General features: G+C 45.6%; 11 protein-coding genes. 6 read left to right on the forward strand and 5 right to left on the reverse strand.

Annotated elements, in window-relative coordinates:
* The first annotated feature begins 8 nt into the window (after window positions 1–8).
* The 3 genes from UNITIG_RS02795 (at window position 9) to UNITIG_RS02805 (ending at window position 2,730) form a co-directional block, all read left to right on the forward strand.
* Window positions 9–485: a YiiD C-terminal domain-containing protein gene (locus tag UNITIG_RS02795; protein WP_101756993.1), complete on the forward strand. Its 477-nt coding sequence runs from the start codon at window positions 9–11 to the stop codon at window positions 483–485.
* Window positions 486–498: 13 nt separating this feature from the next.
* Window positions 499–1,866: a cysteine--tRNA ligase gene (gene cysS / locus UNITIG_RS02800; protein WP_101756994.1), complete on the forward strand. Its 1,368-nt coding sequence runs from the start codon at window positions 499–501 to the stop codon at window positions 1,864–1,866.
* Between the two features lie 69 nt (window positions 1,867–1,935).
* Window positions 1,936–2,730 carry a hypothetical protein gene (locus UNITIG_RS02805; protein WP_101756995.1) on the forward strand — a complete coding sequence of 265 codons (795 nt, stop codon included), beginning with the start codon at window positions 1,936–1,938 and terminating at the stop codon, window positions 2,728–2,730.
* A gap of 2 nt (window positions 2,731–2,732) precedes the next feature.
* On the opposite strand, the gene UNITIG_RS02810 is transcribed toward UNITIG_RS02805, so the two are convergent.
* From UNITIG_RS02810 to UNITIG_RS02825, 4 genes are all read right to left on the reverse strand, one after another.
* On the reverse strand, window positions 2,733–3,191 hold the full coding sequence (locus UNITIG_RS02810) for a DUF2489 domain-containing protein (protein WP_101756996.1): 459 nt from the start codon (window positions 3,189–3,191) through the stop codon (window positions 2,733–2,735).
* A 44-nt stretch (window positions 3,192–3,235) separates the two neighbouring features.
* A complete protein-coding gene (locus UNITIG_RS02815; protein WP_101756997.1) occupies window positions 3,236–3,802 on the reverse strand; it encodes a hypothetical protein in 567 nt (188 codons plus the stop codon).
* Between the two features lie 32 nt (window positions 3,803–3,834).
* The gene (locus UNITIG_RS02820; RefSeq protein ID WP_101756998.1) at window positions 3,835–4,830 is read right to left on the reverse strand and encodes a 50S ribosomal protein L11 methyltransferase; all 996 of its coding nucleotides are present in this window, start codon (window positions 4,828–4,830) and stop codon (window positions 3,835–3,837) included.
* Between the two features lie 125 nt (window positions 4,831–4,955).
* Window positions 4,956–6,197, reverse strand: coding sequence for a cytochrome P450 (locus tag UNITIG_RS02825; RefSeq protein WP_101756999.1), 1,242 nt, complete (start codon window positions 6,195–6,197; stop codon window positions 4,956–4,958).
* A gap of 681 nt (window positions 6,198–6,878) precedes the next feature.
* On the opposite strand from UNITIG_RS02825, the gene gltB reads away from it, so the two are divergent.
* The 3 genes from gltB to UNITIG_RS02840 all read left to right on the forward strand — a co-directional run bounded on the left by gltB (window position 6,879) and on the right by UNITIG_RS02840 (window position 13,532).
* A complete protein-coding gene (gene gltB / locus UNITIG_RS02830) occupies window positions 6,879–11,486 on the forward strand; it encodes a glutamate synthase large subunit (RefSeq protein ID WP_101757162.1) in 4,608 nt (1,535 codons plus the stop codon).
* Window positions 11,487–11,506: 20 nt separating this feature from the next.
* Window positions 11,507–12,994: a glutamate synthase subunit beta gene (locus UNITIG_RS02835; protein ID WP_101757000.1), complete on the forward strand. Its 1,488-nt coding sequence runs from the start codon at window positions 11,507–11,509 to the stop codon at window positions 12,992–12,994.
* Window positions 12,995–13,070: 76 nt separating this feature from the next.
* Window positions 13,071–13,532 (forward strand): EVE domain-containing protein, encoded by a 462-nt coding sequence (locus tag UNITIG_RS02840; protein WP_101757001.1) that lies wholly within the window; start codon window positions 13,071–13,073, stop codon window positions 13,530–13,532.
* A gap of 13 nt (window positions 13,533–13,545) precedes the next feature.
* Here UNITIG_RS02840 and UNITIG_RS02845 read toward each other — a convergent pair whose 3' ends face one another.
* Entirely contained in the window at window positions 13,546–14,709 is a 1,164-nt protein-coding gene (locus tag UNITIG_RS02845) for a mechanosensitive ion channel family protein (RefSeq protein WP_101757002.1), read from the reverse strand.
* Between the last annotated feature and the right edge of the window lie 75 nt (window positions 14,710–14,784).

Genomic DNA, 14,784 nt, shown 5'->3' on the forward strand with positions numbered 1-14,784 from the left:
TTTCAACTATGGCTGATTTATTGCCGCCTGAACAGGTTAGACCATTACTGGATGAGTTCTTCCAGCAATATTTACCCATTACCCAATATTTGAATATGCGTTCGTATGAATATACTGGCGATAGCTTTTCTCTGGCTATCGACCTGGCCCCTTCAATTAATGACAAGCTAACGGCTTTTGGTGGGAGTTTATATTGTGTGTCGGTGATGAATTGTTGGGGCATGGTTTATTTGCAAGGCCGACAGCGAGGCATAAATCCGAATATGGTCGTCGCCCATGCTGAAATAGATTATTTGGCGCCGGTTGATGATGAAATCATTGTCGCAACCTGTCATGCGCCCGATGATGCTGATTGGGAGGGGTTTTTTGAATCTTTCCATAATCGCGGTAAAGCTCGCGCTAAAGTAAGTTCTACTATTATGTGTAAGGGCAAAGAAGCAGTGCGCTTTAATGGTCAGTATGCGATTATCGGTATGAACGATTAGAACTGAGAGAGTCATGACGTTAACAGTTTATAACAGCTACAGCGGCCAAAAAGAAATTTTTACGCCAATTGAACCCGATACCGTCAAAATGTATGTGTGTGGTCCTACGGTGTATAACCGTGTGCATATTGGTAACGCCAGACCGGTGGTGGTGTTTGATACTTTATATAGACTGTTAAAAACTTTGTACGGTAAGGTGATTTACGCGCGTAATATTACCGATATCGACGACAAAATTATGCAGGCGGCGAAAGATAATAATGAATCCATCGCCGCAGTTTCAGCCCGATATACGGATGCTTATTTTGAAGATATGGCGAAGCTGAATAATCTTGAGCCGGATATTATTCCCTTTGCGACTCAACATGTTGATGAAATGATTGCCATGGTGCAGTCACTAATCGACAGCGGGCATGCTTATGCGGCTGAAGGCCATGTACTGTTTGCTGTGAAATCGATGGACGATTACGGCAAGTTATCCAAGCGCTCCCTGGATGATATGTTGGCGGGGGCAAGGGTAGAAGTGGCTGCTTACAAAGAGTACGCGGGTGATTTTGTATTGTGGAAGCCTTCCGGTGAAGATGAACCTGGTTGGGATAGTCCCTGGGGACGCGGTCGTCCAGGTTGGCATCTCGAATGCTCGGCGATGATAGAAAAGCATTTAGGTAATACCATTGATATTCACGGTGGCGGTATCGATCTACAATTTCCTCACCATGAAAATGAAATCGCACAAAGTACCTGCGCCCACGGTGGCGAACAATTTGTTCGCTACTGGATGCACAACGCCTACATCAATATCGATGGCGAAAAAATGTCCAAGTCATTGGGCAATTTTAAAATGGTTAATGATTTGCTGGAGCATTACTCCGGTGAAGTGCTACGTTTCGCCATTCTGTCTGCGCACTATCGCTCGGAATTGAATTTTAGTGTTGAGGCTTTGGATAATGCCCGTAAGGCCTTGGATAATTTGTACGGATATTTACAAGCCGTGGCTGATGTAGAAGTCGATGATAGTGTCGATATTACTGGTCATGCCATTTATCAGGCGTTGCTTGATGATTTAAATACTCCCATCGCCATCCGCGAGTTACATGGTTTAGGTAAGGCCATGAAGGTCGCTAAAGGTGCTGAGCAAAGCCAATTAAAATCACTATTCCTGAAAACCTCGTCTTTGATGGGCTTGCTGCAACAGCCATTGGATCAATGGTTTTATGTTGAGGTGGCTGAAGATGCATTAGCTGATGTTGATGTCGATGCTTTAGTTGCTGAAATGAAGCAGGCAAGAGCGGATAAAAATTATGCTTTGGCAGATCAGCTTCGCGATAGACTGGCCGAGCAGGGTATTGTTTTAACCCGCGAGGGTTGGAAGCGCGGTTAGTCCTATGGATTTACACTAAAGATTAACGATGCATGTTGCTTGTTCTTTGGTAGTACATCGAGTTAAAAAATGATGACAGTGCTGAGTTTTTTCAAAAAATATTGGTTGCAACTCGCACTATGGTTAATTATTTTCCTTCCGGTTTTTAGTTTTATTCTAGTTTCTGTGGTGCTCTTAGTATTTATGTACTGGCCACAAAAATTCGAGGCAATTGATTTTACTCAGTTTTCGACAGATCAGAGCCGGTTGGTATTATTAGCCCATGGCGTAAAAGACAATACTGAATCTTGGGTAGATCCGTTAAAAAAAACTTACCAGCAGCATGACTATCCAGGTCAAATAATGGCCCTTGATTGGAGTAGCTATGCACAAAATCCGCTGCGCTGCGCGATTGAGGCTAAGCGTATTGGCCATTTGGTTGGTAAGCAGATAGTGCAAAGTAAAAACCTTGTGAGTGCGCACTTGATAGCGCATAGCTGTGGTGCTTTCATTATTTATGCTGCCTGTGAAGCGATTAAGGCGAATAATAGTGAAGTTGTCGTACACACAACGTATCTAGACCCGCTCTCAATATATGGCATCGATAGTAATTACGGCCTTCGTCACTTTGGTTCCTGCGCAGATTATAGTGATGCCTACATAGATACCGAAGATGGTGTTACTGGTAGTAATGTGCTGATCCCAAATACACATACCTATGATGTAACGGCCATAAGGCTGCGAACGAATCACTCAAGTCGGCCACATAACTGGCCAACACTGTATTTCCAGCAATTAGTGGCTGACGGAGTTGCGCCGGATTATTTTTCTGATCGCAGGTTAAAAGAGCGCAGTCCGGCCGGGGTTTTAGAGGTGCTGGATTAGCGCTAGTACTTCGACAAATATTGACGCGTTGCTTCTAATATTTCCTGCTTAAAAGAATTTTCCAACTCCGTTTTTTCCAGATCCAATTTATCGCGATGTGATTTTTCCAGCGCCTTCCAGTCATCAAGAATTGGAATGTGGGCGGTGGCAAGCGCTAATTCATTGAAGGGAATAAAAATTGCCAGCTGCTGTTGCTCTTCGGGTAGTGTCAGTCGATAGGCCATGATACGAATCGCCGCTTCAGTCAGGGAAATCTGTTCTTGTGCTACAGCTTTCAATACCATATTGATATTTTTCAGCGCTACTTCGGCTGCTTGAGTTTCATTTGTTGATATTTTTTCGGATTCCAGCTGGTTTTGCTGTTGGCGTGTATTGGCTTGCCGCCAAAGGTGTGCTGCGTACAGCGCCAAGATCACTATGATGACGCTGCCGATTAATCCCAGAGTTAACATAGAGTTCATAGGTCCATACCGGTTGAATAAGAGGAATAAAGATTGCTGGGTTGTTATAAGCCGTTTTCTTGCAGTAAGGTATTAATCTCGGATGCCATGGTTTGTTGCCACTGTACTTTATTGTTGTCGACCAATTGTTCCAGTGGGATTCTAATGGGTAACTGGAAGCCTCGACAATCGAGGTTGGCTGCAGGAATGGGGATATCTATGGCTACACTAACCCGGATGTCGGTAGGTTTTAATAATGGGGTGATGGTAAACCGCCCGTTGGTGTAGAACAAGCTTTGACAGGGGATGTTGATTTTTTCGCCCATAAAAGTTTGATTAACTGTGCTGCTGATTGCAATGGCCAACGGCAAGGAGGTGTTCATCTGTCGTGTATCGCTGCTAAATGTTGATTTTCCCGATTTTTTTACGGTAATAGAATATAACCCTAGCTCCCAAGGTTTATTCTTATGCTCATAAAGTATCGCGGGTAATTTTTCCTCAATGAGTCGGCCAATAAGTTGGTCGGTTATAATTTCTGCCGACGCTATCGGGGAAATAGCTATTAATAAAGCAAAACTGAAAAATATTTTTCCAGATATTAATTCCACTGTAGATAAAAAATTGTATTGCATGAATCACATACCTTAATGCTAATGATGGTGACTTATATTTTTCCTTGGGGTAGATCGGCGCTTAATGGCTGAGACTGTTCATTAACACTTAGCGTTGTTATCCCATCAGTAATGGACCAGCTCCAAAACTGTTCTTTACCTACTTGTTCGGTCAGTGGTGAAATAGTAATGGTTAGTTCACGGCCGGGGCTAACGACAAAGGGTTCAGGTAGCGGAAACAATATTTGATCCCAGTGGGTGGGCATATCGCTAGGTCCGGTACCAAACTCCACGCCTGAACTTAATGCTGAACTAAACCAGCTGCAAAGCGCAAATACTGTAGCGTTCTTTTCAGGTGTGACTGTGCCGCTGAATACTCTAGGCGTGGTGGCTTTGTTGATGGTGTGCATATCAAGAGAGCCCAAGTGAGCAGTATTCTCCAGTATACACTCAGGGTCCAGCGTGACTAAATCTGTTTGCTGCAATGGCACATGCGCTATGGGTGAGAAATCAATATCGTAGGGTTGGTCTTTTAAAAAACATAAGTCTTCCAATATGTCTTCATCACAAACCAGGCCGGCATGGAGGCTCACTTCGGCGGGAATCATGATGCCATCGGCAGCCAGGTAACGATCACGAACGGCTAACAATGGTTCTAGCATAGCTTCATAAAACAGGCAGTGCCCCATCCATTCGGAAACAATGACATCGACTTTTTTATCGAGCTGCAGGCTTTGATGGTCGTCATGGTAAAAATCAATGCTGTCAAAATTATTCGCCTGTGCGATTTCCTTGGCAGTTTTGATAAAGGGAGAGCGATCAACGGCGATGACTTTGCTGGCTCCAGCACGAGCGGCAAACATAGCAAGTATGCCGGTGCCGCAACCAAAATCCAGTACGGTGTGCTCCGGTTTGACGACCTCGGCTATCGCTTGTTCGTAAGCGTCTGTGCGCACTACATCCTGCAACATTACCTTGTGCATTGCTACGTCACGGTAGGACATACGGTAGTGGCTGGGGTTTTGATCTTGCTCGTTTTGCTTGTTCATATAAGCGTCAACTTTTTCTTTGCTTTAAAATTGAAAAAGAATAGACGAGCGTAGCCGGAAAAGACATTAATATCGTTTCCGGCGGGACGTTATTTTATTGGCTGACGGGCTGCTTGGCGATTAAATCAAACTTCCGCGTCAAAAGAAATTGGCATTGCCTTGATACTGTTGACAAAATAATCCCGAACATAGGCTACCGGCTCGGTAAATTGCGGGTTTCTCAAGCGGGGGATAAATTCTTCAAACATCACCTGCATTTCTAACCGTGACATATGTGCGCCAATGCAAAAGTGTTCGCCAGTGCCAAAGGCGCGGTGTTGACTGCTCAGTTCAGGGTTGTTTTTAAAGCGCTCAACATCGAAGGTCTCCGGGTTTTCAAAAATAGCCGGGTCATGATTGATAGCTTGCCAGTTGAGCACCATTTTATCGCCAGCTTTGAGTTGCTGGCCTGCTATTTCGACATCTTCCATAACGGTGCGGCGCATTTGTACAAAGGCTGGGTTGTAGCGAAGTACTTCTTCAACCGCGAAGGGGATAAGGTCTGGATCGTCGATTAATTTCTGTAATTGGTCCGGGTGTTCAATCAGTAGCCGCATGCCGTGGGCGATCACTGAGCGGGTACTTTCGTTACCGGCGGCGATCAGCATAAGGAAAAATAACTGGAATTCATCGGCCGTTAGTTTTTCATCGTTAACCGTGCCATCAAGCAGGGCGCCAACAATATCGGTTAAGGGTGTGGTTTTGTGTTGCTCTGCCAGATTGGCAGCATAGGCGTAAACTTCGATCGCCGCAGCTTGAGCGGCTGCAGCCCCTTGTTCGCCGCTCATGTCTTCATCTTCAGTAAAGATCATGGTGTTAGTCCATTCGAAAAACTGTTGTTTGTCTTTCATTGGGATACCGCATAGTGACAGTATGGCTACCAAAGGTAATTCTGCTGCGACATCAGTGACGAATTCGCAATGCCCCTGTTTGGCAATGTTATCGATGGTCTCTTTTGCCACTTCGCGGAACCGCTGCTCGTAGCCTTGTACGGCCTTAGGGGTAAAGGCATTGCGGACAATGCGTCGGTACTTTACATGCTCTGGTGGGTCCATATTGACTAGCATTAATCGAGAAAGGGCGATCTCATCCTCTGGCATTTCCTTGGGTAGGATAGTTTTGGCCTGGCTGGAAAATAGTAGCGGCTGTTTGCATATGTAATCGGCAATCTCGCGCTTCATTACAGCCCAGTATGGCACGCCGGTGATGGGATCCTCGATATAAGCGAGGCCACCCGATTGCTCTCTGATCCCCGCGAAGATGGCATGGTGGCCACCACCGATATAAATATCCGGGTCTAATATGTTTTTAAAGGGGCATGATGACATGGCAGGTTTCCATTATTAGTATTTATGGTTGCTGTGGAAGGCGGGCTATTTAGGTGAATTTTATGGTTGGTAAAGCATAACACTGAAAAGGCTAATGTCTTGTAGGGAGTAGGCTAATGAAAGTCGGGGATGGTGATTCATTGCCAAGGTGGTTTAATTATTTGTACTCTCGGTTCGCTGGCATCCACTAGGGTAGAGGATGCGTACTATGAATTAACTGATTTTTTCCGTCTTCATCCGCTAAGTAGCTCTATTAATTCAATTTTTTTCAACGCCAAAGGAAATAATTATGGCTTGTTATAAAAAAACTTAATGCAGTGAAAGGCCCAGAAAGTCTGACTTCGAGCGAACAAGGGTAGATATTGGCCCTCTTTTTGCACTCATTTCAACCCGTTGATATGGCTTCTCAACCGCCAAACAATTGCCGCTTGGTGCCACATTAGGGTAAAATGGCGGGCTGATTAGGGCCAATGTAGGCAATGATACGGCGTTAATCCGTGTTGAACTGTTGGAAGCCTCAAAAAACTGCACATAGAAGAAGCTAGGAAAGATCAGAATAGCTTAAATCTGCTAGAGAATAAGCGCCTTGGATTAATTTTTTCTGCACGAATGGTTTAGCCGCCCTTTGTGTAGTGATCACCGCCCCTGTTAGCTTGTGGCGAAATGTATGGGAAGTTAAATATGACTAGTAAGAACAATCAATCTCGTGGTCTGTATCGTTCAGAATTTGAGCGCGACAGTTGTGGTATTGGCTTTGTTACCAATTTAAAAGGTAAGAAGTCGCACGATATTATTGAGAATGCACTAACCATGCTGACTTGCATGGAACACCGTGGCGGGACCGGCTTCGATGTTCGCAGTGGTGATGGTGCAGGTATTCTGATTCAAATTCCCCATGAATTTTTTGTTACTGAAGGCGAGCGTTTAGGCATAGCAGTTCCTGATGCTGGTGAATATGGCGTTGGGATGATATTTTTCCCCGCAGATGAAACGCTGTTAGAGCCTTGTCGCAAAGTTTTTAATGCCAATGCTGCAGAGCTGGGGCTGGAAATTTTAGGTTATCGCCCGGTGCCTTCTGATAATTCGATGCTTGGTGCTGCATCAGTAGAGTCAGAGCCACAAATTGAACAGGTCTTTATTAAAAAGCCTGACGGACTTACCCAGCAAGAATTCGATCGTAAGCTGTATGTATTACGTAAATACACTGGGCATACTATTAACGAAAAAGTCACTGCCGAGGCTGATGTTTTTTACATCGCGTCTTTATCTTCCAGCACCGTTGTCTACAAAGGTCAGTTCACCACCGCGCAGGTACGCCAGTACTATCTAGACCTTCAAAATGATAACGTGAAGTCCGGTCTAGCGATGTTCCATTCTCGCTTTTCAACCAATACATTTCCTGCCTGGCGTCGGGCCCAGCCGTTTCGCTATTTAGCGCATAACGGTGAAATCAATACTGTACAAGGCAATATTAATTGGATGAACGCGCGCGAAGCGATGTTTAAGTCCATAAATTTTAGTGACGCCGAGCTAAAAATGTTAACGCCGATTTGTAATCGTGGTAACTCTGATTCAGCTAACCTGGATATGGCCATTGAATTATTGGTGTTGAGCGGACGTTCGCTACCACACGTTATGATGATGTTGGTACCAGAGGCATGGCAAACACAGGAAAACATGGACCCTGTGAAGCGCGCTTTTTATGAATATTATGCCTGCGTTATGGAGCCTTGGGATGGTCCGGCATCCTTGTCATTTACCGATGGTAAAATCATTGGTGCTACCCTTGACCGCAACGGTTTACGGCCATCACGTTATCTGGTGACTGATGACGGCACGTTGATCATGGGCTCTGAAACAGGTGCGCTGTGTGTTGATCAATCAACCGTGGTTCAGAAAGGGCGTTTACAGCCCGGCAAGATTTTTGTCGCCGATCTAGAGAAAGGTCGCATCATCAGTGATGATGAAATCAAGAAAGAAATCAGCTCAGCCCAGCCATATGGTCAGTGGTTGGCTGAAAATAAAATTTTACTAAGCGATCTGCCTACCCCAGCGTCCACCCGGGTGCAGCCAGCTGCTGCCAGCCTAAGACGACTGCAAAAAGCGTTTGGTTACAGTAATGAAGACCTGAATATCATCTTTACCCAGATGATAGAAACAGCGAAAGAACCTTTGGGTTCAATGGGTACGCATACGCCATTGGCCGTGTTGTCTGATCGCCCCCAACAATTGTCTGTTTACTTCAAACAATTATTCGCACAGGTGACCAACCCACCGATCGATCCTATTCGTGAAGAGTTGGTGATGTCCTTGCGTGGTTATGTGGGTAATTCACCTAACTTACTTGAAGAAACTCCTGAGCATTGTCACAAGCTCGAAATTGATCAGCCGGTACTGACAAATGAGGAGTTTAATAAGTTAAAACATATTGATCACAATCATTTACAGTCGCAAACGATCAACATTACGTTTAAGGCAAGCGGCAAGCCCGGCGAGTTAAAGTCGGCTTTGGATAGAGTGTGCCAGTATGCCAAAGATGCGGTTAACGACGGTTATACTTTGCTGCTGTTGAGCGATCGCGCTGTTGATACCGATCATGCAGCCATCCCGTCAGTGTTAGCGACTGCTGCGGTGCATCATTATTTAATCCGCGAAGGTTTGCGTGCCAAAACTGACCTTATTTTAGAAGCCGGTGATGTACGTGAAACGCATCATTTTGCCACCGTTCTTGGTTATGGCGCAGCTGCAGTAAACCCTTACCTTGCGTTCGAGTCTATGTACGAGCTGCGTGACGAGGGTGTTATTTCTACTGAGTTATCTAACGAACAGGTTGTTAGCAAGTATGTGAAAGCAGTTAACAGCGGGCTATTGAAAATTTTCTCGAAAATGGGTGTTTCGACACTACAATCCTATCAAGGTGCGCAAATCTTTGAAGCGCTGGGGATTAATCGCGAAGTTATTGATACCTATTTCACTGGAACCATTAGTCGTATTGAAGGTATTTCTCTGGACCAAATTGCGCAGGAAGCGCTGCTCAGTCATCGTGAAGGTTTCCCTACTGAAAGCCGAATTGCTGTTGATAACCTACTGAAAACCGGTGGCGAGTATGCCTGGCGTCACGATGGTGAGAGCCAGTTGTTTAACCCTACGACAATTCGTTTATTGCAGCATTCTTCTGCTAGCAATGACAAGGCTATGTTTAAGGAATATGCCGAAGTTATCGATGATCAGGCAAAACAAGCGCTGACACTCCGTGGCTTGCTGGAATTTCAATCGGGTCATAAATCGATTCCGCTAGAAGAGGTGGAGCCAGTAGAAAACATTTTCAAACGATTTGCTTCAGGGGCGATGTCATTTGGTTCTATTTCCTGGGAAGCTCACACTACTTTGGCAATGGCGATGAATCGTATTGGCGGTAAGAGTAATAGTGGTGAGGGTGGTGAAGACCCGATTCGATTTACTCCAATGGAAAATGGCGATTCCATGAACTCTGCTATTAAGCAGGTCGCATCAGGCCGTTTTGGTGTTACTAGCCACTATCTGGCTAATGCGCAAGAGTTACAAATCAAAATGGCGCAGGGTGCTAAGCCCGGTGAGGGCGGTCAGCTACCAGGGCATAAAGTAGATGCGTGGATCGGTCGCACCCGTGGTTCAACACCAGGTGTTGGCTTGATTTCACCGCCGCCACACCACGATATTTATTCCATCGAAGATTTAGCCCAGTTAATTTACGATTTGAAAAATGCTAATAGAGATGCCCGCGTTAACGTTAAGCTGGTTTCTGAAGCGGGTGTTGGGACGATCGCGTCCGGCGTCTGTAAAGCCTATGCAGATGTGGTTTTGATCGCAGGGCACGATGGCGGTACGGGCGCATCGCCGCTAAGTTCTATCAAGCATGCGGGGCTGCCATGGGAATTAGGTTTGGCTGAAACTCATCAGACTTTGGTGCGCAATAAATTACGTAGCCGTATCGTGGTACAGACGGATGGTCAGCTACGTACGCCGCGTGATCTCGCCATAGCTGCGATGTTAGGTGCGGAAGAGTGGGGTATTGCTACTGCGGCATTAGTGGTGCAGGGCTGTATTATGATGCGTAAGTGTCATTTGAATACTTGCCCGGTAGGTATCGCAACGCAGGACAAAGAGTTACGTAGTCGCTTCGCCGGTCAGGTTGACGTTGTTGTTAACTTCTTTACTTTGTTGGCTGAAGGTTTACGTGAGTTGATGGCAGAGCTCGGCTATCGCACAGTGAATGAAATGGTGGGTCAAACCCAAAGCTTGAAAGTACGCGAGGATGTCGATCACTGGAAATACAAAGGCGTTGATTTGTCGTCGCTGCTATATAAGGAAGAGGGCGCGCCTGATCAAACACTGTATTGTTCAATCGAGCAGAAGCATTTAATTCACGACATTATTGATCGCAAGATGATTATTGATGCGAAAGAAGCCATTGAGAATCAAACTCCGGTCAAGCTTGAATATGATGTGGTTAATACTGACCGTACCATTGGCGCAATGCTATCGAATGAGATATCGAAAAAATATAATGCTGAAGGTTTACCCGAAGACACCATTACCGTGAAATTTAATGGTTCTGCGGGACAGAGTTTTGGTTGTTTCTCTGCTAAAGGCGTGCGCTTGGAGTTAGAGGGCGATGCCAACGATTATTTTGGTAAGGGTTTGTCCGGTGCGCATCTGGTGGTTTATCCCGCTAAAAACGCACCCTTTTCACCTCGCGACAATATCTTGATTGGTAATGTTGCGTTCTTCGGTGCAACCGGTGGTAAAGCCTTTATCCGTGGTGTCGCTGGTGAACGTTTCTGTGTACGTAACTCAGGTGCGACGGCTGTAGTTGAAGGCGTTGGTGATCACGGTTGCGAATATATGACGGGTGGCAAGGCGATAGTCCTTGGCGAAACGGGGCGTAACTTTGCTGCAGGTATGTCTGGCGGTATCGCGTATGTGTTCGATCGAGATGGTACTTTTGCCAGCAAGTGTAATATGGAAATGGTTGAGCTTGAGCCATTGCAAAAGCCGGAAGATATTGCGGACTTAAAAGCCTTGATTGAGGAGCACAAGGAAGAAACCGGCTCGGATGTCGCTGAAGAGCTATTAGCTGACTGGGATAATGCCATTACACGTTTTGTGAAAGTGATGCCTATCGATTACAAGCAGATGCAATTGTATATGGACAAGGCGCGCGAAACTGGCAAGTTCGAGACTGAATATGAAGTGGCTGTCGAAGCTTTCGACATGCATTTAGAAAACCTGGCGGCTCAAAAAGCCTGAGCTGAATAGGAGAAAGAATTATGGGTAATCCCACTGGTTTTATGAAAGTAGCAAGAGCGTTACCGGAAGATCGTGATCCGGCTAAACGATTGATCGATTGGCAGGAAGTTCATGAGCATATGGAAACGCCCGCTATTGAGAAGCAGGCTTCACGTTGTATGGATTGCGGCGTGCCATTTTGTCAGTCGGCTGTCTCAAAATATGCGCCGGCTGTCGCAGGTTGCCCGGTTAACAATCTTATACCTGAGTGGAATCATTTGATCTACAAAGGTCGCTGGAAAGATGCAGTAGACTTATTGCATAAAACTAACAATTTTCCCGAGTTTACTGGGCGTGTGTGTCCTGCGCCGTGTGAAGGTGCATGTGTATTGGGTATTAATGCCGACCCGGTAACGATCAAGTTACATGAAGTCGCTATCATTGATCGTGCTTTTGAAGAAGGTTGGGTCGTTGCTGTACCGCCAGTTAAACGCAGTGGTAAAACTGTGGCCGTGATTGGTTCAGGCCCTGCCGGTTTGGCTGCTGCTGCGCAGTTGAATAAAGCGGGTCATATGGTCACTGTGTTTGAACGCGCTGATCGTATTGGCGGCTTGTTGATGTACGGCATTCCAAATATGAAACTGCAGAAAGAAATTGTGCAGCGTCGGGTGGATTTGCTGGCCGAAGAAGGTGTAGTGTTTGTTACCAATACCGAAGTAGGAAAAGATATTACTGCAGAAAAAATTGAACAGGATTTTGATGCGGTTGTGTTGTGTGTTGGTGCGACTGTGCCGCGTGATTTGCAGGCCGAGGGCCGGCAGTTAAACGGTATTCATTTCGCTGTTGATTTCCTGCGTTTGAATACCAAGAGTTTGTTGGATAGTGAACACAAAGACGGTAATTACATCAGCGCTGAAGGTAAAAATGTTGTTGTTATCGGTGGCGGTGATACCGGTACTGACTGTGTAGGTACGTCATTGCGCCATAAGTGCAAGAATGTAATTCAGCTCGAAATTATGCCGCAGCCACCGTTATCAAGACAGCCAAATAACCCTTGGCCGCAATGGCCAAAGCGTTTGCTGATTGATTATGGCCAGGAAGAATCAATTGCTGTACAGGGTGGCGATCCACGTAATTATTTAGTGCAGACTACCAAGATCGAGGACGATGGTAATGGCAATGTTAAAGCGGTGCATACGGTAGATATTGAGTGGGTTAAAACGCCGGAAGGTCATATGATTCCGCAGGAAGTGGCAGGTAGTGCAAAAGTTCACCCTGCTGACATCGTGTTATTGGCGATGGGCTTTATGGGTCCAGAAGGTGGCCTGGTCGAGCAGTTTGGTTTGGAGACGGACCCACGTTCAAATATCAAGGCTGACTACGATGTGTTTGCGACCAGTAAGCCGAGCATTTTTGCCGCTGGTGATGGTCGTCGTGGTCAAAGTTTGATTGTATGGGCAATTGATGAAGGTCGTCGTGCAGCTCGTGAAGTGGATAAGTTTTTGATGGGCGAAAGTTATTTGCCTTAGTTCACGATCTAGATTCCATTATAAAAAGGGGTGGCGTAAGCTACCCTTTTTTATTGCCTGTGATAAAGAGAGTGTGATGAACTATTGGCTTTTTAAATCTGAACCCGATGAGTACAGTATTAATGATCTGGCCGCCGAGCCATCCGGTAGTGGTTGTTGGGACGGAATTCGTAATTATCAGGCGCGTAATATTCTGCGTGATCAGGTGCGGGAGGGTGATTTTGTTTTTTTTTATCACAGTAGTTGCAAGGTGCCTGGGGTTGCAGGTACAGCGATAGTGACGCGTGGAGCCTATAGTGATCCGGCACAGTTTGACAAACAATCAAAGTATTATGATGAAAAATCTACTGCAGATAAGCCACGGTGGTTTTGTGTTGATCTGAGTTTTAAGTCTCGATTTAAAGAAGTGGTTTCGCTTAAAACTTTGAAGGCAACACCGGCACTGTCAGAAATGATGCTGCTCAAGCAGGGACGTTTATCGGTGCAGCCAGTGACAGCTGATGAGTGGCGTAAAATTTTGCAGATGGCGAAGCCCTAAAAGTAGCGCTTAGTTATTCCTGTGTCGGCCACTCTTTAATATATAAGTCCTGCTTGGCATAAGGAATTTCAATATGGTTTTCTGCAAATGTCTTATAGATCGCCATATATAAATCGTGGGAGATGCGCCCGCGGTCTTCAGGGCGGGTAATCCAGCCCATTAAATTAAAATCCAGACTGGAAGCGCCAAATCCTCGCATGCGAACTTTTGGTTCCGGGTCATTACTTAGATCCGGATTGTCTCTTCCTACTTGTATTAATAAATTAACTACCTGATCAACGTCAGAGCCATAAGCGACACCTACAACAATACGAATTCGTAAGGTTTCTGTGCCGCCGCTTTCATTAATAATTTTTGCATTGGCGATAACACCGTTGGGAATAGTGATTTCAACGTCGTCTCTGGTCAGTAGCCGCGTGCTACGCAAACCAATGGCGCATACTTTGCCTCGTTCCCCTGAATCCAGGTTAATATAATCACCAATTTTGTAAGGTGCATCTGCGACTATAAAAAAACCAGAGAATAAATTGGCAAGAGTATCTTTGGCCGCGAAGCCAATCGCTAAACCGGCGATGCCCGCTGAAGCTAGCCAGCCAATGGGATTGATTCCCCAAATCATTAACAGCATATAGCTGCCAATCATAATAATGAGCAATTTACTGGTCAAATCAAACAGCGGTACCGTTCGGGTTTCTACAAATTTAAAACGGTGATCGCCGCTAAAAGCGTCTAATAATAAACTCGATATTCTGACCGCCGCGCCCATCCAGCTGGCGACGATGAGTGAGACTAATAGGTTGATAAGGACTGAAGTGCCTACCGGTAGTTTGGCAACCATTACTGCCAACGATACACCAAAGAAAAATACGGAGACAAATACCGGTCTTCTCAAGTCATGCAAGATAGCGTCATCGATGGCGGATTGGGTGAAGCTGGTAAGTCGCCCCAGTAAATTCACGAGCAATGAACGGCAAGCTACCGCGAACAGATAGGCAATGAAAATAATAAGTAATGCAGCCAACAGTGAGTGCTGCGCAATTAATTGCCATCCGGGCTGCAGTGCTGCAGGGAGAAGTTCAGCAAGGTCTGGTAGTTGTTCGCTTAGCAAAAACTCTGGTGCCGTTGCTGTAGTTTCTGTGTTACTTACTGCGCTGTCTGCAGGATTGTCGTTGGGCATAGTGTAATCTCTGAGTATGAATGTCACTGACTTGGCAGTCGCGGTAAACTTAACAACTATTAATGTTCTTATTAG

It is taken from the genome of Oceanicoccus sp. KOV_DT_Chl (genome assembly GCF_900120175.1).
Classification (GTDB): domain Bacteria; phylum Pseudomonadota; class Gammaproteobacteria; order Pseudomonadales; family Dasaniaceae; genus Oceanicoccus.

Excerpts from the sequence above, each read along its gene's own strand:
- UNITIG_RS02795 (WP_101756993.1), top strand. The coding sequence starts at position 9 with ATGGCTGATTTATTGCCGCCTGAACAGGTTAGACCATTACTGGATGAG.
- cysS (WP_101756994.1), top strand. The coding sequence starts at position 499 with ATGACGTTAACAGTTTATAACAGCTACAGCGGCCAAAAAGAAATTTTT.
- UNITIG_RS02805 (WP_101756995.1), top strand. The coding sequence starts at position 1,936 with ATGATGACAGTGCTGAGTTTTTTCAAAAAATATTGGTTGCAACTCGCA.
- UNITIG_RS02810 (WP_101756996.1), bottom strand. The coding sequence starts at position 3,191 with ATGAACTCTATGTTAACTCTGGGATTAATCGGCAGCGTCATCATAGTG.
- UNITIG_RS02815 (WP_101756997.1), bottom strand. The coding sequence starts at position 3,802 with ATGCAATACAATTTTTTATCTACAGTGGAATTAATATCTGGAAAAATA.
- UNITIG_RS02820 (WP_101756998.1), bottom strand. The coding sequence starts at position 4,830 with ATGAACAAGCAAAACGAGCAAGATCAAAACCCCAGCCACTACCGTATG.
- UNITIG_RS02825 (WP_101756999.1), bottom strand. The coding sequence starts at position 6,197 with ATGTCATCATGCCCCTTTAAAAACATATTAGACCCGGATATTTATATC.
- gltB (WP_101757162.1), top strand. The coding sequence starts at position 6,879 with ATGACTAGTAAGAACAATCAATCTCGTGGTCTGTATCGTTCAGAATTT.
- UNITIG_RS02835 (WP_101757000.1), top strand. The coding sequence starts at position 11,507 with ATGGGTAATCCCACTGGTTTTATGAAAGTAGCAAGAGCGTTACCGGAA.
- UNITIG_RS02840 (WP_101757001.1), top strand. The coding sequence starts at position 13,071 with ATGAACTATTGGCTTTTTAAATCTGAACCCGATGAGTACAGTATTAAT.
- UNITIG_RS02845 (WP_101757002.1), bottom strand. The coding sequence starts at position 14,709 with ATGCCCAACGACAATCCTGCAGACAGCGCAGTAAGTAACACAGAAACT.